The organism is Parasphingopyxis lamellibrachiae, from assembly GCF_003385775.1.
Lineage (GTDB): Bacteria > Pseudomonadota > Alphaproteobacteria > Sphingomonadales > Sphingomonadaceae > Parasphingopyxis > Parasphingopyxis lamellibrachiae.
Map to the genome: position 1 here is coordinate 2,401,176 of NZ_QRDP01000004.1, position 20,344 is coordinate 2,421,519.

The 20,344-nt window shown below is 61.1% G+C and carries 22 protein-coding genes; 5 read left to right on the top strand and 17 right to left on the bottom strand.

The genetic code is table 11. The features are described 5' to 3' along the window. Positions 1-45: 45 nt before the first annotated feature. From DFR46_RS12005 to hisG, 13 genes are all read right to left on the bottom strand, one after another. Entirely contained in the window at positions 46-1,095 is a 1,050-nt protein-coding gene (locus tag DFR46_RS12005; RefSeq protein ID WP_116236654.1) for a phosphotransferase family protein, read from the bottom strand. A 2-nt stretch (positions 1,096-1,097) separates the two neighbouring features. Then, positions 1,098-2,195 carry an Rv3169 family protein gene (locus tag DFR46_RS12010; protein WP_116236655.1) on the bottom strand — a complete coding sequence of 366 codons (1,098 nt, stop codon included), beginning with the start codon at positions 2,193-2,195 and terminating at the stop codon, positions 1,098-1,100. Between the two features lie 53 nt (positions 2,196-2,248). Then, complete coding sequence (locus DFR46_RS12015) at positions 2,249-3,253, bottom strand: ribonuclease E/G family protein (RefSeq protein ID WP_116236656.1); 1,005 nt, start codon at positions 3,251-3,253, stop codon at positions 2,249-2,251. Beyond that, on the bottom strand, positions 3,246-3,818 hold the full coding sequence (locus tag DFR46_RS12020) for a Maf family protein (RefSeq protein WP_116237324.1): 573 nt from the start codon (positions 3,816-3,818) through the stop codon (positions 3,246-3,248). The genes DFR46_RS12015 and DFR46_RS12020 overlap by 8 nt, the downstream gene beginning before the upstream one ends. A 25-nt stretch (positions 3,819-3,843) precedes the next feature. Next, positions 3,844-4,062: a translation initiation factor IF-1 gene (gene infA / locus DFR46_RS12025; RefSeq protein WP_116236657.1), complete on the bottom strand. Its 219-nt coding sequence runs from the start codon at positions 4,060-4,062 to the stop codon at positions 3,844-3,846. Between the two features lie 101 nt (positions 4,063-4,163). After that, positions 4,164-5,030, bottom strand: a complete 867-nt coding sequence (locus DFR46_RS12030) for a cupin domain-containing protein (RefSeq protein ID WP_116236658.1) — start codon at positions 5,028-5,030, stop codon at positions 4,164-4,166. After that, positions 5,020-6,258 carry a GNAT family N-acetyltransferase gene (locus DFR46_RS12035; protein ID WP_116236659.1) on the bottom strand — a complete coding sequence of 413 codons (1,239 nt, stop codon included), beginning with the start codon at positions 6,256-6,258 and terminating at the stop codon, positions 5,020-5,022. The genes DFR46_RS12030 and DFR46_RS12035 overlap by 11 nt, the downstream gene beginning before the upstream one ends. Positions 6,259-6,530: 272 nt before the next feature. Next, complete coding sequence (locus DFR46_RS12040) at positions 6,531-8,648, bottom strand: sodium-translocating pyrophosphatase (protein WP_116237325.1); 2,118 nt, start codon at positions 8,646-8,648, stop codon at positions 6,531-6,533. Positions 8,649-8,807: 159 nt separating this feature from the next. Continuing rightward, positions 8,808-9,749: a thiamine-phosphate kinase gene (gene thiL / locus DFR46_RS12045; protein WP_116236660.1), complete on the bottom strand. Its 942-nt coding sequence runs from the start codon at positions 9,747-9,749 to the stop codon at positions 8,808-8,810. 56 nt (positions 9,750-9,805) lie between these two features. Then, positions 9,806-10,252: a transcription antitermination factor NusB gene (gene nusB / locus DFR46_RS12050; protein WP_116236661.1), complete on the bottom strand. Its 447-nt coding sequence runs from the start codon at positions 10,250-10,252 to the stop codon at positions 9,806-9,808. Then, a complete protein-coding gene (locus tag DFR46_RS12055; protein ID WP_116236662.1) occupies positions 10,249-10,776 on the bottom strand; it encodes a DUF1993 domain-containing protein in 528 nt (175 codons plus the stop codon). Before DFR46_RS12055 ends, nusB begins: the two co-directional genes overlap by 4 nt. Next, positions 10,776-12,092: a histidinol dehydrogenase gene (gene hisD, locus DFR46_RS12060; protein WP_116236663.1), complete on the bottom strand. Its 1,317-nt coding sequence runs from the start codon at positions 12,090-12,092 to the stop codon at positions 10,776-10,778. The genes DFR46_RS12055 and hisD overlap by 1 nt, the downstream gene beginning before the upstream one ends. Further along, positions 12,082-12,744, bottom strand: a complete 663-nt coding sequence (gene hisG / locus DFR46_RS12065) for an ATP phosphoribosyltransferase (RefSeq protein ID WP_116236664.1) — start codon at positions 12,742-12,744, stop codon at positions 12,082-12,084. The genes hisD and hisG overlap by 11 nt, the downstream gene beginning before the upstream one ends. 47 nt (positions 12,745-12,791) lie before the next feature. Between hisG and DFR46_RS12070 the strand changes: the two genes are divergently transcribed. Next, positions 12,792-13,832, top strand: coding sequence for a DUF2332 domain-containing protein (locus DFR46_RS12070; protein ID WP_116236665.1), 1,041 nt, complete (start codon positions 12,792-12,794; stop codon positions 13,830-13,832). 18 nt (positions 13,833-13,850) lie between these two features. On the opposite strand, the gene DFR46_RS12075 is transcribed toward DFR46_RS12070, so the two are convergent. Continuing rightward, a complete protein-coding gene (locus tag DFR46_RS12075; protein ID WP_116236666.1) occupies positions 13,851-14,144 on the bottom strand; it encodes a BolA family protein in 294 nt (97 codons plus the stop codon). A gap of 94 nt (positions 14,145-14,238) precedes the next feature. On the opposite strand from DFR46_RS12075, the gene DFR46_RS12080 reads away from it, so the two are divergent. The 3 genes from DFR46_RS12080 to cobT all read left to right on the top strand — a co-directional run bounded on the left by DFR46_RS12080 (position 14,239) and on the right by cobT (position 17,688). Continuing rightward, positions 14,239-14,775 (top strand): J domain-containing protein, encoded by a 537-nt coding sequence (locus tag DFR46_RS12080; RefSeq protein WP_116236667.1) that lies wholly within the window; start codon positions 14,239-14,241, stop codon positions 14,773-14,775. 62 nt (positions 14,776-14,837) lie between these two features. Then, positions 14,838-15,845, top strand: a complete 1,008-nt coding sequence (cobS, locus tag DFR46_RS12085; RefSeq protein ID WP_116236668.1) for a cobaltochelatase subunit CobS — start codon at positions 14,838-14,840, stop codon at positions 15,843-15,845. A 10-nt stretch (positions 15,846-15,855) separates the two neighbouring features. After that, a complete protein-coding gene (gene cobT / locus DFR46_RS12090) occupies positions 15,856-17,688 on the top strand; it encodes a cobaltochelatase subunit CobT (RefSeq protein ID WP_116236669.1) in 1,833 nt (610 codons plus the stop codon). A 105-nt stretch (positions 17,689-17,793) separates the two neighbouring features. Here cobT and DFR46_RS12095 read toward each other — a convergent pair whose 3' ends face one another. Then, entirely contained in the window at positions 17,794-18,225 is a 432-nt protein-coding gene (locus DFR46_RS12095) for a glycine zipper 2TM domain-containing protein (RefSeq protein WP_425453136.1), read from the bottom strand. A gap of 195 nt (positions 18,226-18,420) precedes the next feature. Between DFR46_RS12095 and DFR46_RS12100 the strand changes: the two genes are divergently transcribed. Beyond that, a complete protein-coding gene (locus tag DFR46_RS12100) occupies positions 18,421-19,419 on the top strand; it encodes an esterase-like activity of phytase family protein (RefSeq protein ID WP_245953843.1) in 999 nt (332 codons plus the stop codon). Here DFR46_RS12100 and DFR46_RS12105 read toward each other — a convergent pair. Together DFR46_RS12105 and rpmB are read right to left on the bottom strand one after the other, a co-directional pair. Further along, the gene (locus DFR46_RS12105; protein ID WP_147297680.1) at positions 19,416-19,856 is read right to left on the bottom strand and encodes a Rid family hydrolase; all 441 of its coding nucleotides are present in this window, start codon (positions 19,854-19,856) and stop codon (positions 19,416-19,418) included. The genes DFR46_RS12100 and DFR46_RS12105 overlap by 4 nt on opposite strands. Positions 19,857-19,894: 38 nt before the next feature. Continuing rightward, complete coding sequence (gene rpmB / locus DFR46_RS12110) at positions 19,895-20,182, bottom strand: 50S ribosomal protein L28 (protein WP_116236671.1); 288 nt, start codon at positions 20,180-20,182, stop codon at positions 19,895-19,897. Positions 20,183-20,344: the final 162 nt, after the last annotated feature.

Consider the following 20,344-nt stretch of genomic DNA (forward strand, 5'->3'; position numbering starts at 1 on the left):
GTCAGACTCAACCTGTAGGTTGAGCGCTGCACTGGCCCGCTCCCCTCAAATCAGCGCCAGGCTATCCAAATCCAGTATCTGCTGGGCCGGGCGTTCGGCCATGACGGCAAACATCTCGTCCCCGCGTTCGGTGCGTTCGACATTCATCGAAGCGAATATCGCCATGACGAAACCGGAAAAGGCGCCGCGGCGATAATCGGTCCAGCATTGCCCGGCATCGGCCTGCACGCCCCGCGCCTGAAGCTGGGCGACATAGCCGGAGAACAGCCGTTCCTCTTCGGCCGCGCGCTGGACAGGGTCGGCAATGCTGGTGCCGATCAGATAGGCGATGTCGGTCGGCCCGGCGCCAATGCCCACCGTCTGCCAGTCGACAACCGTGACTGCGCCGGTGTCTGGATGGAAGAGCAGATTGTCTATGCGAAAATCGCTATGGACGACGGTACGGTTTTGCGGCGACTGGTCAAGATGGTCGTCGAGCCGGGCGATATAGGCATCGCCCATTTCGAGGATGGCAGCATCGAGGCGGCCGCGATAGCGATCCTTGAAACCCTGGTAGAGGCCGGGAAGCAGCGCGCTGACCAGCGCCTTGTTCGCCGCGCCGAAGCCGAACCATGCATAGTCATCCAGCCGGGGCGAGTTCCAGAGCGGCGCGTGGAGCATTGCCGCCTCGGCAATGGCGACCTCGATCATCGGGATCGTGGCGCCTTCCAGCTGATCCCCCTGCCGTGCCGGGGCCATATCGCCGAGCAGGAGCGCGAAATCGACTTCGTTTTCCGCAATCTCGGCATGATAGCAGGGCGGACAGGCGACCGGGATTTCGTCGGCGAGATCCCTGTACCAGCTGATCTCGAACGTATAATTGTGGATCGTCTTGGCGATCTGCCGGCTATCGGCACTCGCGCTCGGGCATTTTGCAACGATACAGGCAGGGCCGTCATGCCCGTCCCAATTGAGCGTCAGGCGGAAACTGTCGCACATCTGCCCGGTGCCGATCGCTTTGGCGGTGAATCCCGCGAGGGAGCCTGGTGGCGCGCCCAGCTTGTCCGCCAGCCAGTCGGCGGTGAATTGTTCGGGCCGGGTCGGGATTGCTGCCATCGTCAGGAAGCCGGATCCAGGAGTTCGGTAAAGCCGCTGGGCGCATGTGGGCCGATCAGCAACTGTTCGAGAATGCCATGGCCGTGATGCTGCATGCCGTTCAGGGTCAGCGTGGCCCGGACAAAGGCCTGGATGTGCCAGTGGAGCGTATCGCGCGGTTCCGCGGCAGCGGCCTTGATACTGTCATAAGCGGTTTCGCTATCGCCGTGATCCATTCCGTGACCCCATACCGGGTGAGTATAGCCAAGTCCGGACATGTGAAAATCGGTGCCGGTCGGTTCGACCAGCAGCTGCGCGCTGCCATCCGGTGCCAGCTCCACCTGCAGGGACTCGACCCGTCTCGTGCCGGGTTTGTAGCGAACCTCATAGGCCGTATCGTCATAGTCTGCCGGGCTGCCCGCCAGGGCATCGACAACGGCCCGCCGGTTCCAGCCATTGCCATCCGCATCGTCATTGCTGTGAAAGAAAGTCGCGTGGTCGGGGAAGTTGAGTGGCGCCCAGAGCCAGTAGAATTGAGGCAGGGTACCGCTGGGCGGTGGCTGAGGTTCTGGCGCGCCGATCGGACGGATGCCCCAGCTGCGATCGCGCGTTCCGAGATGCCGATCGTTCGTGAGCCTATGATCCACGCCGTCGCAGCCGATGGTGCCGGACCAGCTGCCGCTTTGCGTCATCCGCGTATAGTCCATGAACATGCGTGGGCCGTTGCGCCGGATGAAACGCGGCTCCTCGATCGGCGCATGGCGGGCCGAGAAAGTGATATCGGCTGTCACCGGGCTTTCATTGCCCGAAACAACAAGGCGCAGCTTTTGCAGGGCTTCCACAATCTCGATCCGGACCGGGCCGACTTCCAGATCGAGACGCTCCGAGCCCATCCGCCGGGATGCGCGGATATTGTGCTGTACGCCGTCGATCAGCAGGCAGAAGCTGGCGTCGATAATGTCGAGCTGCGGGTAAATACCCATTGCAGCGGCAAAAAACAGGCTGCCGTCCGCGCTATAGCCGTTGAAGAAATAGCGATCGTAGAAATTCCGGTCCGAGCCTGAATAGGCCATCGGTTCCGGCGTCTGGTGTAGTGGAAAATCGTCGCCTTTGGTCAGCATGGCAGGCCCTCTCTTTCCCCCCACGTTGGCACATTATGCACCGCGCGCAAACATCAGGCGGGATGGGCGGTGCTCACATGGCCAGCCCAGAGGGAGAGGGCAGGATCGGGCTGGAGGGTTACAGGCGCGCCGATCCGCCGTTCCAGCGTGGGAAGCCAGTCCGGATGGCTGGCATACTGGGCCAGGAGGCCCGGATGGGCCGTTACGATGCGTTCGCCGGCTCCCGCTGCGCGTTCCGCCCTGCGAAGCAGTGAGCGCGCCGCCGTGGCCGTGCTTTCATATTGAGCATATTCGAGCAGCGAGGGGCGGGCTCGCTTCCGCACGATCTGGAGCAGGCCGAATCCGTTGACCGCCGTCCGTTCGAACGGCTTGGGCAAAACGACATCCAGTGCGTCGACCGCAGCCTGCCGCTCCGCCTTTACCGATAAGCTTGGCAGGTCGATCACCGTAGATCCGCCGATATCGAATTTGCGGATCGCCTCGCCCGATGCTTTCGCGCCGTCCCGGGCCAGTTCGGTTGGTGGTAGTACCCCATCGACATCGATAACCGTCATTGCGGGTGTTAGTGCGATACGCAGCGCGCCGCCGGGAAAGGGCATGGAGCCCGTTGTCGCTTGTTCGATGAGTTCGGACCAGCCCGCCGCTTCGAGCACGTCGCTGCCATGGCTGGCGAGAGTCCGGATGGGTACATCGCCGGCGGTCAGTCGTTCTTTCAGGGAGGGTGCGAGGCCTTCGCTTCGTCCTGGGGCGGCGGGCCGGGCACGGGCGCGTTTCCGGCGGCCCGGCTCGGGGATCGCACTCCGGACGATCTCGACGAGCAGGGAGACGCCTTCGGTGACGCCGCCGGCCAGCGGTTCGAGCAGGGCCTCTTCGCCGCCGTCCAGTTCAAGCCGTCCGACGCCATTGCCGGGAAGGATCTCGGACAGTTTTGCCCGGCATATATCGCCGGGCTGCGCCGCGCTGCGTTCCGGTTCGAGAAAGGCCGCGACAATGACGTCATTGTCGACGAGCGCCGCCCGCGCTTCGCCGATGCCCTCTTCGAACAGCCACTCAGCCAAGGCGATGGCCCGCGCTTTCGAGCAGCGTCCGTGTTTCGTAGAGCGGCAGGCCGACCACCCCGGAATGGCTGCCCGACAGGAAACGCACCCAGCTTTCGGCATAGCCCTGGATCGCATAGCCGCCGGCCTTGCCCTCCCATTCGCCAGTCGCGAGATAGGCGGCGATTTCCGGTTCGGTCAGGCGTTTGAAGGTGACGATGGTTGTCGAAACCCTGTGACGCGCCGTGCCTTTCGCATCGACCAGCGTTACGGCGGAATGGACGCGGTGCCGGCGGCCGCTCAGCAACGCTAGGCATATGGCCGCTTCGTCCTCTGTCTCGGCTTTGGGCAGGATGCGCCGCCCAACTGCGACAACGGTATCGGCCGCAAGGACAAGCGCGCCCGGATGGCGCGGCGCGACGGCAGCCGCCTTTTCCGCTGCCATGCGCTGCGCATAGCCGCGCGGCAACTCGGCCCGTGCCGGCGTTTCGTCAATGTTTGCGGGATCGATCGTGGTCGGCCCTATGCCGATTCTGGCTAGCAGTTCGAGGCGGCGTGGGCTGGCCGAGGCAAGGACCAATTTTATCGGGCGCATCGATGCGCGGCCCGCTTTACTTGAAGCGATAGGTGATACGGCCCTTGCTCAGGTCGTAGGGCGTCAGTTCGACGAGTACTTCGTCGCCAACCAGCACGCGGATGCGGTTCTTGCGCATCTTGCCGGCCGTGTGACCGAGAATTTCATGATCATTTTCAAGTTTGACGCGGAACATCGCATTTGGAAGCAATTCCATTACATGCCCACGCATCTCGAGTAGTTCTTCTTTAGCCATAACAGTCCATATAATCCCGGAATTTCGCGCTGCCATAGCGGGGTAGCTCGGGAAAGGGAAGGGAAACGCCGATATCGCAGCCTACGCACCGGCTTCGGCTATCAGCCGGACCGTCTGATCGTCCGCTGAACCTTGTTGATTGTCCGCCATGCTAGCGATTTGGCGTGATTCTGATGGGGAAAGCGTTTGGGCGCGGCGGGGTTCAGGCCCAAGCGGCGGAGTGTGGCGTTCATCGCCCGCGCGTATTGCTCGCGATAAGCCCATTCCGATTGCCAGGTGATCGACAGGGAAAGGGATGGTGCCGGGCCGTTCTTCACCCAGTGCGGTGCTTTGACGGGAACATAGATAGCTTTGCCCGCAGGCAGGTCGAACGCCTGGCCGCGAGTCGCGAAGTCGTCACGCCATTCAAGATTGCGGTGTCCGCCGCTGTGAAAGGCCTCATGGGCGGTGCCTGGTGCCATTTCTTCGTCGTCCGCGGGGAATATTGTCATCGTCTTGCTGCCCTTGAGCTGCAGCAGGATATTATGCTCCGGGTCCATATGGAATGGCGTCACCGCATCCGGCGAGGAGAGGAAGATAAAACCCTCCAGTTTCAGCATCCTGCCGGTTACAGCGCGTACGGCTGGCCCGATTTCGGCCAGCGTTTGGTGAAGAAAGTCCCTGTAGGCGGGGACCTGTTCGATGAATTTCAATACCATCCAGCTGCGATTTGTGGCGATGTTTTCGATCGTTTCGGCAACACCCATGCCATTGTCCGGCACGTCGACTGGGTCGACGCCGACGGGCAGATCGGCCCGGTTATATTCGACATCGACGGAGCGCATTGTGCGCGCGAGATCGATCAGCGCGTCATGGGTCAGCAGCGGGTGATCGCCGAGCCGATGATCGAGCAGAACGGGCGCTTCGGGATAGGCTCTGGTCAATCCCGCGATCGCCCGGTCGTCGAATATTGCCGTTTTATCCATCATTCCGTTCCCTTTTTCTCCGCGCTACTCCGCGCACTTGCTTCGCAGTGGTCTCGGCCGCGCGGCAGGCCCGAAACAGTAAGCCGGATCGTGCTCCGCCAAGTGGAACCGACACGCGCACAATATCGCGGCGTTCGCTCCACAGGCTGTCGATCATCGAATGATCCTCGGCCGCGCAACTGTCGATCCATTCGATGTCGCGGTTTTCGAGAATGCGAAGATTATAGCGCTCGATCAGTACGCCGGGAGAATAGCGCGCATAGGTCTCGTCAAAGGCAATCTTGAAAGAAAAACCGCCAGGCGCGGCAAGGAAGTTGATCAGCATGGCGATCGGTTTGCCGTCGAGATCGAGCCGGTGGAAGTCGAGCTTGCCGATGGCGTGCGCGCCAGTCACGGCATTTTCCAGAAACCGGACGAGCTTCGGGTCGCAGCCTATTGCTGAGCCTGCCTTGCCTTTCCAGCCCGTCTTCTCGAGGGCGAGAAAAGAGGCAATCCATGGTCGGGCGTCTTCATCGGGCGCGAGTGTTTTGTAACTGATTGTGCCCAGTTCGCCGAGCCGGTTGGCCAGGCGATTCAGCTCCTTGCGCTTTTTCTTGCGGACGTTGCTTTCCCAATATTCCTGCGGAGTCTGTGCGCTTTTCAGCAGCGCGCGCCGCGTGCGGTGGACGATGGCGCAGGGACGCCCCAGAGTGGCTGCCGCCTCCTGGAGCCCGCGAATTGTGCGGCCGTTGTCCGGCAGGCCGTTGATGTGCAGCAGGCCTCTGGCCCAATCGGCCTGGTCGAGTGCGCCGAGCAACACCGTCCAGAACTGGGTCTCCATTCCCCGGCGGACCAGCGGAACACCCAGGAAGCTGTTGTGGTGCAACCAGTTCTGGACATTGGCCACTGGGATCCGACCATATTTCGGTTTGATGGTAAGCGGGATCATCCCGACGAGCAGGCCGCTATGCGATGTAACGACGGCAAGCTGGACATCGCCGGATTCGGCGAGGAGGGCAAGCGATGGCTGGAGAAACCAACGTTCGGCAAAGCAATTGGGTTCGGCCGCCTGATCGGCCAGTACCATCCACTGCGCGGCGATGCTTGCCGAGAGCGCATCGGGCGACTGAAAACTACAGATCAGCTTTGAATTGCCGGTAACGCTGACCGGACGAGTTCGGGCTCCGAGCAAAGCGCGCCGGGATGCCAGAGTCGTTTCCGTCGGAATTGGATGGGTTTCACCCGCGTACATGCGCTTGTTCTCCGGTACCTGATATGCAGACCAGTACGCGGTTGAGGTTAAATAATTTTTGAAGGGCGCGGTTAGCGGAGAGGGTTAATTTTCGCGCGGGTAAACCCGGTGCCAAAGAAAAAGCCCCGCCAGACGAATCCGGCAGGGCCAAGGTTCAGGAACCGGATAGCTGTCACATATTTGCCGTAATTGCAACAATCGCGGATGGACAAGAAAAACCCGCCCGGATCGTTCCGGACGGGTTCTCAATTTCCGGCTGCCATTACCTCGGTTTAGGCAGCGCCCGCCGCTAGGGCAGCAAGCAACAACAGCGCCACGATGTTCGTGATCTTGATCATCGGGTTCACGGCCGGACCGGCGGTATCCTTGTAAGGATCGCCAACCGTATCGCCTGTCACCGCGGCGTGATGGGCGTCAGAGCCTTTGCCGCCATGGTTGCCGTCTTCGATATACTTCTTCGCATTGTCCCATGCACCACCACCGGCAGTCATGGAGAGTGCGACGAAGAGACCCGAAACGATCACGCCGAGGAGCAATGCGCCGAGGGCGGCGAAGCCGTTGGCCTGACCAGCAACAGCGCTGACTACGAAGTAGACAACGATCGGCGCGAGTACCGGCAGCAGCGAAGGAATGATCATTTCCTTGATCGCGGCCTTGGTCACGAGATCGACCGTGCGGGCATAGTTGGGACGCGATGTGCCATCCATGATGCCCTTGTCGGCAGCGAACTGCGCGCGAACGTCTTTTACAACGTCACCGGCAGCGCGGCCCACGGCGGTCATGCCCATGGCTCCGAAGAGGTAAGGCAGCAGTGCGCCGAGCAAGAGGCCGACAATCACATAGGGATTTTCAAGGCTGAAGCTGACCGCCAGGTCCGGGAAGAACTCGGCAAGGTCGGCTGTGTAAGCCGAGAAAAGAACGAGCGCGGCAAGACCGGCGGAGCCAATGGCATAGCCTTTGGTCACGGCTTTGGTCGTGTTGCCCACTGCATCGAGCGCATCCGTCTTTTCGCGAACGCTTTCATCCAGGCCGGACATTTCGGCGATACCGCCGGCATTATCCGTAACCGGACCATAGGCGTCGAGTGCGACAACCATGCCGGCAAGCGCCAGCATTGCAGTGGCCGCAAAGGCGATGCCGATCAGGCCGGCAAGCTGGTAGGCCGCGACGATGCCGATCACGATGACCAGCGTCGGCAGGGCCGTTGCTTCAAGCGAAATCGCCAGACCCTGGATCACGTTCGTGCCGTGACCGGTTTCGGACGCCTTGGCGATCGACTTGACCGGGCGATAGTTGGTGCCGGTGTAATATTCGGTGATCCAGATGATCAGGCCGGTCACACCCAGACCAACCATCATCGACCAGAACAGATCCATGCCGGTAAAGCCAACCCTGCCGTCCGAAGCGGAGACAATGGCCGTGCCCATATCGCCAAGTGTATATTGGGTGGCGAAATAGATGCCCGGGATCGAAAGAATCGCGGTCGTCAGGAAGCCCTTATAAAGCGCACCCATGATCGAATTTCCCGATCCGAGGCGGACCATATAGGTGCCGATGATCGAGGTGATGATGCACACGCCGCCGATCAGCAGCGGAAGAACCATCAGGCTGGTGAGGGCAGCGGCGGAAACCGCTTCGCTGAGCAGCAGTGCCAGCAGCACCATGGTTGCGCCAACCGTCACGACATAGGTTTCGAAAAGATCGGCAGCCATACCGGCACAGTCGCCGACATTGTCGCCGACATTGTCCGCAATGGTGGCCGGGTTGCGGGGATCGTCTTCGGGGATGCCAGCTTCTACCTTGCCGACGAGATCGGCACCGACGTCAGCGGCCTTGGTGAAGATACCGCCGCCGAGACGCGCAAAGATCGAAATCAGCGACGCGCCAAAGGCGAGGGCCACGAGAGCGTCGATCACTTCGCGGCTATTGGCTTCGATGCCCATCGAAAAGACGAGAACGTAAAAGAATACCGAGATGGCGAGGAGCGCAAGACCGGCAACGAGCATGCCCGTAACGGCGCCTGCCCGGAAAGCCACGGTAAGACCGCTCTGGAGGCTGTCGCTTGCGGCCTGAGCCGTGCGGACATTGGCACGAACCGAAATGTTCATGCCAATATAGCCTGCAACGCCAGACAGGATAGCGCCGATAAGAAAGCCGATCGCGGAGAGGTTCCCGAGGAAAAACCAGACCAGGGCGGCGACAACAATGCCGACCATTCCGATCGTACGGTACTGGCGGCCCAGATAGGCTTGCGCGCCTTCCTGAATAGCGCCGGCAATGCTTTGCATTTTTTCGTTACCGGCGCTTGCCGCAAGCACCTGGCGGCTTGTCACAATGCCATAGAGAACGGCAAGAAAACCGCACACAATGGCTGCGACAACAATCGTCATCGGTTCAATAGTCATTTGGCTCAAAGCCCCCTTTGAAAGCGTGTTCCGCATAGAAAAATACGCCCGAAACGGACGCAGCGGAGTTAAGCTGGCTATAGAGGGACAGCTGGGGTTTTTGCAAGCCGGTTCGTCGCCGCTACCGGCTCTGGCCGTTTGCCGTCAATGTTCCCAGCCCAGGGTTTCGGGCAGCGGCAGGGGGCGTCCCCCTTCCTGCAAGGAAAGGCCTTTGCCTGCCTCGACAAGTCCGACGCACTGGATGTGAGCGTCCAGCCCCTCGGCAACGGTTTCGATCTGACGGCGGGACCGGGGCGGGGCCGCAAAGAGCAGTTCGTAATCGTCGCCGGCGGTCGCCGCTTCAATCGAGGCTTCTCGCGTATCGCCCCGTACGCCGACAAAGGCGGAAGAAAGCGGCACATCGATGCTTTCGATCGCAATGGCGACATTGCTGGCTTCCGCCATGCGTCCGGCATCAATCAACAGGCCGTCCGACACATCCATCATTGCAGAAACGAGCGGCGCCAGTTTCTGGCCGAGTTCGAGCTGCGGCACCGGTCGACGATAGGCCTGAAGCAATTCCTTCGGTCCCTCCAGCTCTCCTTTTGCAATTGCAAGGCCAGCCCCGGCATCGCCCAATGTACCGCTGACCCACAGATCGTCGCCCGGTGATGCACCATCGCGTCCGGGCACGAATTCCGCTTCGCCGATCGCGGTCATGCCGAAGTGCCGGGCCGAGCCCTCGGGAACGCGCACCGTATCGCCGCCGATCAGCGGACAACCATATCTGGTCAGCGCCTCGCCCAGGCCCGCCGCGAAACGCGCATCCCAGTCCCCGTCGCCCGACAGGCTATACGCCATCAGCGAGGCGATGGGCTTCGCGCCTTTGGCGGCCAGGTCGGAAAGATTGGCGACAGCCAGTTTCCAGCCGATATCTTCGGGCGGATCGCCCGGCAGGAAGTGCACGTTTTCGACGATCGTGTCATGGGTCAGCACGATGGTGCGTCCGGCATGGGTGAGGGTTGCCGCATCGTCCGTCAAGCCGCGGGCCGCAGGATGGGTCGCGAAAGCGCGAAGCTTGTCGATAAAGGCCGATTCGCTGGTCATACGCTTCTGGCTAGCAGAGATTTCAGCGCAATATCTCTACAAAAGGTTGAGACGGGTCAGCCGCGAACATCCTTGGCGATGGCATCGAGCATGCCGTTGACGAAACCCTTTTCGCGCTTGTCGTAAAAGGCATCGGCGACATCGATATACTCGCCGATGATCGCGGCAACCGGTACATCGGCCCGTGCCAGCAATTCATAGGTACCGGCGCGCAAAATCTGTTTCTGGGGGCGATCCAGCCGGTCGAGAGACCAGCCCTTGGCAAGCTTTCCTTCGATCAGGGCATCGATTTCGGCGCGCCTTTTGTTGATACCCGAAACTACATCGTCGAAAAAATCGACTTCGGCTTCGGCAAATTCGACATCCTCGACCGTCGCACCGAGCCGGTAATCGTGAAATTCCTTTAGCAGCCGGGCAAGCGGTGTGCCCTCCATTTCCTGTTGATAGAGTGCCTGAACGGCGGCCAGTCGGGCGGCGGAACGGGATTTTGAACGTTGGGTCATGAGGCGGTTTTCATCCGTAGCTGGCCAAGAAAATCGCGCTTACCAATGGAAACTCCCTCGGCCCGTAAAATGTCATAGGCCGTGGTCGCGTGGAAATAGAAATTGGGCTGGGCGAAGGAGAGCAGGAAATTCTCGGCCAGGAAAGGGATAACCATCTCGCCGAAGGAGAATTGCATATCATTTCCGGCAAAAGCATCGACTTCAGCCCGGTCGAGGGCCTCGAGCGCTGAAGCCGCAGCGGCGAGCTTGGCTTTCAGACCGGCAAAATTTGCCGGCGGCGCGCTGAGATCGGGTGAATAGTTACCCGCTCGCACGCCCTCGATCGCGCCGAGCGAATGTTCGGCGACCGCTTTCACCTGATAGGCAAAGGGCAGCATGTCTTCGATCAGTTTGGCCTGCAGCATATCCTCTTCCGAACGGCTCTCGGCAGCGCAGAACGCCTTCGCCTTGTCGAGAAGGCCCGATACAGAGCCGATGATTTGAAGATTGGCCGGGATGACGGCGTCGTACAGCGAAATGCTCATCAGTCGCTCCTGTTTTCGGGTTCTCGTCGTGGTAGCCGCATCGCGACCGAACGGGCATGGGCAGGCAGGCCTTCCGCCTCGGCCAGTCGCACGGCAGCCGGGCCGATTGCTTCAAGAGACTGTTCGTCGCAGCGAAGAAAACTCGTACGCTTCATAAAATCGAGTACCGAAAGCCCGGACGAAAAGCGAGCTCGGCGCCCGGTGGGCAATACATGGTTGGGGCCGCCCACATAATCGCCAATGGCTTCGGGGGTCAGGCGGCCGAGAAAGACCGATCCGGCATGACGGACGCGCAAAAAAAGGGCGTCGGGATCGGCCACCGCCAGTTCGAGATGCTCCGGCGCAAGTCGGTCCGAAAGCGGCAGGGCATCGTCAAGCGTGTCGACGCAGATGATCGCGCCATTGTTTGCCCAGCTTGTTTGGGCGGTTTCCTCCGTCGTCAGCATGGCAAGTTGCGTTTCCACGGCCCTGTCGACCGCATCGGCGAATTCCACGCAGTCGGTAAACAGGATGGATTGGCTCGTCGGGTCATGCTCGGCCTGCGACAGCAGGTCCGCGGCGATCCAGTCCGGGTCGTTGTCCCTGTCTGCGATCACGACGATCTCGGAAGGTCCGGCAACCATGTCGATGCCCACTGTTCCGTATAGCTGGCGTTTGGCTTCAGCGACCCAGGCATTACCCGGGCCGACAATCACGTCCGCGCTCGGAACTGTGTCGGTGCCAAAGGCCAGTGCGGCGACAGCCTGTGCCCCGCCGATCCGGTATATCTCGCCGACACCGGCAATCTCGGCGGCGGCCAGGATCAACGGATTGATCTCGCCTCCTGGAGTCGGCGTGACCATTACAATATGCTCAACACCGGCGACGAGCGCCGGAATCGCGTTCATCAGCAGCGATGACGGATAGGCGGCGCGGCCGCCGGGGACATAGAGTCCGGCCGTTTCGACGGCTGACCAGCGCGATCCCATGCGCACGCCTGCCGCATCAATTGTCTGGCTGTCCTGTGGCCGCTGCTTTTCGTGGAACGTCCGGATACGGCCCGCGGCCAGCTCGAGGGCATCGCGAAGATCTTTGTCCAGCCGGTCAAGAGCGGAGGTCCGTTCTTCCCGGTCGACGGACCATGTCGTCTCGTTCAGGCTGAACCCGTCGAATTTCTCTGTGTATTCCGCGACCGCGTCGTCACCGCGCGCTCGGACATCGGCGATGATCGCAGCAACGTCGCGCGCTATGTCGGTATCGGTTTCCCTCCGGGCTTCTACCAGCGCGGTAAAGCGGGTCTCGAAATCGCTGTCGGAAGCGGCCAGCCTAAGCGGCATCGCTGCCGCCTACAATCTCGCGGAACCGCTCCACCAGAGGCCGAATTTCGGGCTGTGTCTTGAATGCCACACGGTTGACGATGAGGCGGGATGTGATCTCGCAGAGAATATCGACTTCGACTAGATTATTGGCTTTCAGCGTTCCGCCGCTCGACACAAGGTCGACAATTCGCCGGGTAAGGCCCAGCGCGGGGGCGATCTCCATCGCGCCATTCAATTTGACGCACTCGGCCTGCACGCCCTTGGCCTCGAAATGGCGGCGGGTGAAATTGGGATATTTGGTTGCGATCCGGACATGGCTCCATTCGCTGATATCGTCGCTGGCCGCGAGATCCGCGGGCTCGGCCACCGACAGCCGGCAATGGCCGATATCCAGATCGACCGGCGCGTAGATCTCCGAATAGCTATATTCTTCCAACACGTCGGAGCCGACTATGCCAAGCTGAGCAGCGCCGTGCGCGACGAAGGTTGCGACATCGAAGGCACGGACGCGAATGATGTCGATGTCCGGGTTGTTCGTGCCGAAGCGCAGCGCGCGGCTGTCCTTATTGTGGAAATCCGCATCGGGTATGATTCCTGCCTCGGCGAGCAGCGGTAGCGCTTCATCGAGGATACGTCCCTTGGGGATGGCGAAGATTATCGGTTTGGCCATGGCGGGAGCGCTTTACTTGGGGGCGGTGCAGCGGGCAAGCTAGGACTATGGACGATAAATTTTCCAGTGTGCGAACCGCCTTCGGGCGGCAGGCCATTTTTTGCCGCGACAATGGCTCGCCGCTTACAGCAGATATCCTCGACGCGATTGCCGGACACATCGATCCCGAAAGCGGCGTGGGCGCGCAGATAATGGCGATGGAGGGCGATCTGGAAGGCGCAGGCGAAGCGGTAGCCCTGCGGCTTGCCGGCGGGCTCCATGCGCTGGCCCGATCCGGCCGGGACGAGGTTCTGGCGACCGCTTATCGTGGGGAAGGCGATCTTGCGAAAGCCGTGGGCGCATCGCTTGCGGCTTATGACGAGGTGCTGGTCGGCTGGCTGGATTCACCACCCCAGACCAATGAGCCAGCAAGGGCGGCCTATGTCATGGCCGGGCTGATGGTTGCCGCTGCGCGCTATCCCATGTCGATCGATTTGTTGGAAGTCGGGTCGAGTGCTGGCCTGGTCCTGAATCTCAATCGCTATCGCTACGATCTTGGCGGCGTGGAGGCGGGCGAACCGACATCGCCCCTTCTGCTTGCCCCGCGTTGGATCGGTGGGCCGCCGCCGGCCAGCACGATCAGCTTGATCTCCCAGCGCGGGGTGGACCGCAACCCGGTCTATCTGGGGTCGCAGGAAGCCGCCGAGAAGTTGATCGCCTATATCTGGCCGGATCAGGCGGATCGCATTGAGCGCGCCGAGGAGGCGATCGCGCTGGCACGGGCGTTCCCGCCGCCGATTGTTGCCGGCGAGGCCGGTGATTGGGTCGAGGACCAGCTTGTTGCACCGCAGGTCGATGGCGTGTTGCGCCTGATCTTCCACACCATCACTCTTCAATATCTGCCGGAGGATCAAAAACGCCGATTCCACGCCGCCATCGCTGCTGCGGCCGCTCGGGCGACTGAAGATAAGCCTTTTGGCTGGCTTTCCTACGAATTCGACGATGTGAGGAAGGCGTTTGAATTGCGGTTGAAGCTCTGGCCATCGGGTGAAGACCTTCATCTTGCCGACGGTCATCCACACGGAGCAGTGGTGGATTGGCTGCTCTAACGGAGCGGCCGCGTTCCGCTACTTCGCAATCTCGCTTGGAGCCTTCGCCCGAATCTGCATGGCGTGGACGCGCTCTTTCATCATGTCGCCCAATGCCGAATTAACCGCGCGCTGCCGGTCGACCCGGCTCAGATTTTCGAACTGCCGCGCCACGATCTCGACGGTGAAATGGCTTTCGCCGCTGCCATCGTCCCCAGCATGGCCGCGATGCTGGGCACTGTCGTTGATGACCCGCAAATGCACGGGGGCGAGGGTCTCGGTTAGTCGCTTTTCAATTTCGGCCGCGACGGGGCCTTTCGATTCCTGGGTCATGGCTCCTATATAGGCATGTTGCACGAAAGGAGCACCCTTGGCCTCGAACCCGAGACACGAAAAATTTCATGGCCGGCTGGATGACAGCGAACGGATGTGTGAGCATCCCGACTGCGCCGAACTGGGAGAGTTTCGTGCGCCCAAAACCGGGCATCGCCGCGGCGGTTTCGATGGGCCGGGCGACTATTTCTTGCTGTGTCTGGAGCATGTCCGCCGCTTCAATGCAGGCTATGATTATTTCGATGGCATGAGCCGGGACGAAATCTACAGCCAACAGCGGCCATGGTCCGGATGGGACCGGGAAACGCGTACTTTTGCCGGTAATGGTGCCAGTCCGACTCCGCGATGGGCGGATTTTACCGACCCGCTGGATGCCATTGGCGCGCGATTCAGAACCGGCGTCCGTACGCCCAGGGACGATGGCAAACCGCTTTCCGACCGTGATCGGGAAAATTTGCAGATTCTCGGACTGAACGCGAATACCGACCGAAAGACGCTACGGCGCCGCTATGCCGCGCTGGTTCGTAAATATCATCCTGACAAAAATGGCGGTGACCGGAGTCATGAGAAGATGTTGCAGCGTGTTATCGACGCCTATACGCAACTCAAGGTTACCCCTGCATTTTCCTGATTGGCGCAAGCGCTGTCGGGACATCACGATCGAGAAACCCCAAGCGAGACACTGGAATTACGATGAACAGCATAGCCAACACGCAGCCCGATAGCCGGGCCGAACCCATCATGGCCGAGCCGGACAAGATGGTGAAAGTGCGTGAGCTTTTCGGTATCGATTCGGATATGGAAGTGCCCGCTTTCAGCGAAGCCGACGAGCGCGTTCCCGATCGCGACGAAAGTTATGTTTTCGATCCGGATACGACGCTTGCCATTGCTGCTGGCTTCGCCTTCAACCGCCGAGTCATGATTCAGGGCTATCACGGCACCGGCAAGTCGACGCATATCGAGCAAGTCGCCTCGCGCCTCAACTGGCCGTGCATCCGGATCAACCTCGATAGCCATATCAGCCGGATCGATCTGGTCGGCCGCGACGCCATCGTATTGCGCGATGGCCAGCAGGTTACCGAGTTTCGCGAGGGCCTGCTTCCCTGGGCGTTGCAGACGCCCACGGCGCTGGTTTTCGACGAATATGATGCGGGCCGTCCCGATGTGATGTTCGTGATTCAGCGTGTGCTGGAGACCGATGGCAAGTTGACGCTGCTGGATCAGAATCGAGTGATCCGCCCCAACCCCTATTTTCGCCTGTTTGCCACGTCGAATACGGTCGGGCTCGGCGATACGACAGGCCTTTACCATGGCACGCAGCAGATCAACCAGGGCCAGATGGACCGCTGGAATATCGTCGTCACACTCAACTATCTGCCTGCCGCCACCGAGGCGAAGATCGTCCTCTCCAAGAATGAGGATTTCGACACCGAGGCCGGACACAAGATGGTTGCGGATATGGTCAAGGTGGCCGAGCTGACGCGGCAGGGCTTTATGGCCGGCGATATCTCCACCGTCATGAGCCCGCGGACGGTGATTACCTGGGCCCAGAATACAACAATTTTTGGCGATATCGGTTTCGCCTTCCGCCTCTCTTTCCTCAACAAATGCGATGAGGCGGAGCGATCTCTGGTTGCCGAATATTATCAGCGTGTTTTCGGTACGGACCTGCCGGAGAGCGTTGTCGGGGCGTCTGAATAGACCCGGACTGATGGCCGATTCCAATCCTCTCGACGATCTGAAAGCGGCACTGTCCGGCGCGGCGCGCGCCATGGCGGCGGATCCGGAGGTGGAGCTTGCCTTTACTGCCGATATTCCGATCTCCAACGGGCGCCATATCAAGGTACCGATGCCGTCCCGCGCGCTGCCACCCGATCAGGTGGCCGAGGCGCGGGGTTTCGCCGATGCTGCGGCCCTGATGCTGCGTCACCATGACGATGCCGTGCATGCGTCTGCCCAGCCGGCGGACGCGATCGCACGCTCGGCCTTCGACGCGGTTGAAAAGGCCCGGGTCGAGGCTCTGGGCGCGCGGTATTATGCTGGAGTCCGCGGAAATCTCGCCGAGGCGCTCGATATGCGGCTCAAATCCGATCCGATATCAAAGGCCCGCAACCGCGACGAAGTCCCCCTGGCTTCGGCCATCGCGCTGATGGTGCGCGAGCGTCTGACGGGAGAGGTGGCACCGGAACGCGCCCAGACCGGGCTCGATCTTGTTCGCGACTGGATCGAGGAAAAGGGCGGAGCCGACCTCGATGCGCTTGAGATGCTGCTCGACGATCAACGCGGCTTTGCCGAGCTGACGACGCGCCTGCTTGAGGATCTCGAGCTGATCGATGGCGATCTTCAGCCAGACGATGGCGATGAGGGCGGCGACGAGGATGAGGGGGAAGACCCCGACGAGAATGACGATACCGACGATCAGGAAGAAGGCGACGCCGGCGCCGAGTCCCAGGTCGATGCGCGCGCCGAAGAGTCCGATGAAGCCGGAGAAGAGGGCGAGGGCGATTCGCTGGACGACGAATTCGGCGACATGGACGGCGATCCAATGGATGACGGCGAAGAGGGGATGCTCCCCGTTCGCCCGAACCGGCCGTTCAGCGATCTGACGCCGCAGTTCAGTTATAGCGCGTTCACGACCCAGTTTGACGAGGAGATCGCCGCCACTGAATTGTGCGACGAGGAGGAGCTGACCCGCCTGCGCGCCTATCTGGATCAGCAACTTGTCCATCTGCAGGGCGCGGTTACCAAGCTGGCGAACCGGCTCCAACGGCGGCTGATGGCGCAGCAGCTGCGCTCCTGGGATTTCGACCAGGAAGAGGGCACGCTGGATGCGGCCCGGCTTTCGCGAGTGATCGTCAACCCCGCCCATTCGCTTTCCTACAAGATCGAACGCGATACCGAGTTTCGCGACACCGTCGTCACCCTGCTGATCGACAATTCCGGTTCGATGCGTGGGCGGCCGATTTCGATCGCCGCCATCTCCGCCGATATCATGGCGCGAACGCTCGAGCGGGTTGGGGTGAAAACCGAGATATTGGGGTTCACGACCCGGGCCTGGAAGGGCGGGCAGTCCCGCGAGCAGTGGCTGGCCGAAGGGCGCCCGGCGCATCCCGGCAGGCTCAACGATTTGCGCCACATCGTCTACAAGCAGGCGGATGAGCCCTGGCGCCGCGCGCGCAAGAGTCTGGGTCTGATGATGCGTGAGGGGCTTCTCAAGGAGAATATCGACGGGGAGGCGCTGTTATGGGCGCATAACCGGTTAATGGCCCGGTCCGAGGAGCGCCGGGTGCTGATGGTGATTTCCGATGGCGCACCGGTCGACGATTCGACGCTGTCGGTGAATTCGGGAAGCTATCTCGAAAAGCATTTGCGGCAGGTTATCGCCTGGATCGAAACCCGCTCGCCGGTTGAACTTTGCGCGATCGGTATCGGCCATGACGTTACCCGCTATTATGAGCGCGCCGTGACGATCATGGATGCCGAACAACTCGGCGGCACGATGGTCGAGCAGTTGGCGGGGCTGTTTGACGAGGCGTCAAAATAGAATTGCCGGCACAAAATTCGGGGGCCGGAGCAGATACGCGCGCCGACCCCCTCATCCTCGGTACGCTACGCGAGGACTAGACTATGTAATTCGTGTTGCGTCTTTCTAGCAGTCGCGGTCGATTTCCCGGCCGGCAAGAGCCCCGACGACACCGCCGATGATTGCGCCGGCGGTGCCATCGCCCCGGCCTCTGCGCCCCTCGGCGATCTCATTGCCGAGCAGCGCGCCGGCGATGCCGCCGATGATCGTTCCGCCCGTGCCATTGTCCCGGCATCGTCCGCGATAATAGCGGCGGTCGCGACGACGGTCCCGGCGGCTGTACCGACGCCCGTCATAATAATCACCGCGCCGATAACGGCGACCTTCATAATAGTCGCCGCGCCGATACTCGCGCCGGTCGTAGCGATCATCATACCGGCTTTCGTAGTAGCGCTCACCATTATAGCCGTCATTATAGTAGCGATCCCCAGCATGGGCCGCTGCGGGAAGCAGCATCGCTCCGGCGAGAGCTGCCAATGTGATTTTCTTCAATGCCATCTCGAATTCTCCAAAGCGCCTGCAAACCCGTGTCAGATCCTGTGCGGCGGGCTATCTGTCCAAACGGCTTCCACCAACCGATTGCCCTTATGCCGATGGTTAGCGGAACCTCGTCTGAACGATACTGTTGTCTGTTGTTCAGCTTGCGCTGTCTTTCGGCTGTGCGCAACGTTGTGCCAATGATAGAAGGCGGCGATGTTCCGCCGTATCGTTGCCTCGCTGCTGATCCTGCTCATTGCAGGTTCGACCCTGATCCTTTCCGGAGGGCAGGGCGATACGGCGAATCGGCCATTTGCGATTCATGCCGCACCGGTAGCGCTCGATGGCGGGAATCCCTCCCGCCGCGATATTGGCGGGCTGCACTATCTCGGCGGCTGGGTGTTGACGAGCGAAAATCCCGATTTCGGCGGTATCTCCGCCATGGTTCTGGAGGGCGACGGTTTTGTTGCGATTGGCGATGCTGGCGGACTGTTCCGTTTCGCGCTCGACGATGCTGGCGCGATAATGCGCGCCGATATTGCCGAGCTGCCGGCAGGCCCGATTCCGGACGATGGCGGTGACGTGCGGAAGCGCGACCGGGATGCCGAGGCGCTGGCGCGAGATCCGGAAACCGGTCGTTATTGGGTGGCCTTCGAGCGGGCCAACGGATTCTGGCGGTTCGATGGGGCCTTTGACCGATCCGAGGCCAACGCTGCACCGGAAGCGATGGCGGACTGGCCTTCCAATGGCGGAGCGGAGGCGATGGTCAGGCTGGACGATGGCCGGTTCCTCATATTCTCGGAAGCCGGAAACGGGCCCGGCGATTCGCGCGAAGTGTTGCTGTTCGCCGGCGATCCGGTCGAGGGCGGCCTGGCGCCGCTGCGCCTCGGCTACCGTCCGCCGGATGCGCATCGGATTACCGACGCCGCGCTTTTGCCGGACGGGCGGCTTTTGATCCTCAATCGCGACTTCAGCATCATGGGCGGGGTCTCGGTAATCCTGTCCATCACCTCGCTGGACACATTGGTGGCCGGGACGATTCTGGAGAGCGAAATTGTCGCCCGGCTCGATCCGCCAGTCACGATCGACAATATGGAGGCGCTGGCCGTTGAAGAGCAGGATGGCCGCACGATCGTCTGGATGGCGTCGGACGACAATTTCAATCCGCTCCAGCGGACCTTGCTGCTCAAGTTCGAGCTGGTTGCCAGGCGCTAGTTGCGCGCCGGTATGCGCGCGACGATCTTGATCTCGGTTATACCCTGATCCGGAATGAGTCGTTCGATCTGGATCGCCGTCCAGGCGGGGAAGGGTTCGGCGATATAGCGCTGTTGCACCGCGATCATCGGTTCCATCTGGGATGAAAGATCGGTGTGAAAGCTGAGGATGTCCACAATATCGCCCCAGCCGGCGCCGGCGCGTTCGAGGATGGTTCCGATTTCGGTATAGGTCTCGGCAAAGGCCGATTCGATGTCGCTGTCGCCAGGCGCAAGCGAAACGACGATTCCGGACAAATAGACATGTCCGTCATCGGTGACGATGGCGTCGTTAAAACCGATCTGCTGCTGGATAGCGCGCATGTCCTCCGATTCGGACATGAGCACGGTCGCCCGGTCCCGGGCGCTGGTTTGCGCGGTCGCTGCACTGGCCGTCATGCATAATGCAGCGGCCAGAGCAAGCGACAGCCGCACGACTAGGCGGCGGCTTGTTTGCTGGCGATCTCGCGCTTGACCTTGCGGGCATTGGCGCTGAGCTTGTCGTCGGCTGTTTTGATAAGCCAGTTATCGAGTCCGCCGACATGCTCGACCGACCGCAGGCCGGTGGTCGAGACCCGGAATTTGAAACTCCGCTCCAGCGCTTCGGACATCAGGGTCACATTCTGCAGGTTCGGCAGAAATGTTTTCTTGGTCCTGTTATTGGCGTGGGACACATTGTTTCCCACCATCCGGCCCTTGCCGGTCAGCTCGCAAATACGCGACATAATCTTTAGTCCTGAAATCTCGGGGTTGCCCGGAAAGCGGGGCAAATAGCCCGATCATGTGCTTTCGTCAACCGGAACAATGCCGGTCGGCGCACGCAACTAGCGGGAAACCCTGTCGGCAGTAGTTTACAATCATCTTGTTTAGAGGGTCGGCCAGGGGCT

Coding starts and splice junctions, on each gene's coding strand:
- DFR46_RS12005 (WP_116236654.1), bottom strand. CDS start 1,095: ATGGCAGCAATCCCGACCCGGCCCGAACAATTCACCGCCGACTGGCTG.
- DFR46_RS12010 (WP_116236655.1), bottom strand. CDS start 2,195: ATGCTGACCAAAGGCGACGATTTTCCACTACACCAGACGCCGGAACCG.
- infA (WP_116236657.1), bottom strand. CDS start 4,062: ATGGCTAAAGAAGAACTACTCGAGATGCGTGGGCATGTAATGGAATTG.
- DFR46_RS12030 (WP_116236658.1), bottom strand. CDS start 5,030: ATGATGGATAAAACGGCAATATTCGACGACCGGGCGATCGCGGGATTG.
- DFR46_RS12035 (WP_116236659.1), bottom strand. CDS start 6,258: ATGTACGCGGGTGAAACCCATCCAATTCCGACGGAAACGACTCTGGCA.
- DFR46_RS12040 (WP_116237325.1), bottom strand. CDS start 8,648: ATGACGATTGTTGTCGCAGCCATTGTGTGCGGTTTTCTTGCCGTTCTC.
- thiL (WP_116236660.1), bottom strand. CDS start 9,749: ATGACCAGCGAATCGGCCTTTATCGACAAGCTTCGCGCTTTCGCGACC.
- nusB (WP_116236661.1), bottom strand. CDS start 10,252: ATGACCCAACGTTCAAAATCCCGTTCCGCCGCCCGACTGGCCGCCGTT.
- DFR46_RS12055 (WP_116236662.1), bottom strand. CDS start 10,776: ATGAGCATTTCGCTGTACGACGCCGTCATCCCGGCCAATCTTCAAATC.
- hisD (WP_116236663.1), bottom strand. CDS start 12,092: ATGCCGCTTAGGCTGGCCGCTTCCGACAGCGATTTCGAGACCCGCTTT.
- hisG (WP_116236664.1), bottom strand. CDS start 12,744: ATGGCCAAACCGATAATCTTCGCCATCCCCAAGGGACGTATCCTCGAT.
- DFR46_RS12070 (WP_116236665.1), top strand. CDS start 12,792: ATGGACGATAAATTTTCCAGTGTGCGAACCGCCTTCGGGCGGCAGGCC.
- DFR46_RS12075 (WP_116236666.1), bottom strand. CDS start 14,144: ATGACCCAGGAATCGAAAGGCCCCGTCGCGGCCGAAATTGAAAAGCGA.
- DFR46_RS12080 (WP_116236667.1), top strand. CDS start 14,239: ATGTGTGAGCATCCCGACTGCGCCGAACTGGGAGAGTTTCGTGCGCCC.
- cobS (WP_116236668.1), top strand. CDS start 14,838: ATGAACAGCATAGCCAACACGCAGCCCGATAGCCGGGCCGAACCCATC.
- cobT (WP_116236669.1), top strand. CDS start 15,856: ATGGCCGATTCCAATCCTCTCGACGATCTGAAAGCGGCACTGTCCGGC.
- DFR46_RS12095 (WP_425453136.1), bottom strand. CDS start 18,225: ATGGCATTGAAGAAAATCACATTGGCAGCTCTCGCCGGAGCGATGCTG.
- DFR46_RS12100 (WP_245953843.1), top strand. CDS start 18,421: ATGTTCCGCCGTATCGTTGCCTCGCTGCTGATCCTGCTCATTGCAGGT.
- DFR46_RS12105 (WP_147297680.1), bottom strand. CDS start 19,856: ATGACGGCCAGTGCAGCGACCGCGCAAACCAGCGCCCGGGACCGGGCG.
- rpmB (WP_116236671.1), bottom strand. CDS start 20,182: ATGTCGCGTATTTGCGAGCTGACCGGCAAGGGCCGGATGGTGGGAAAC.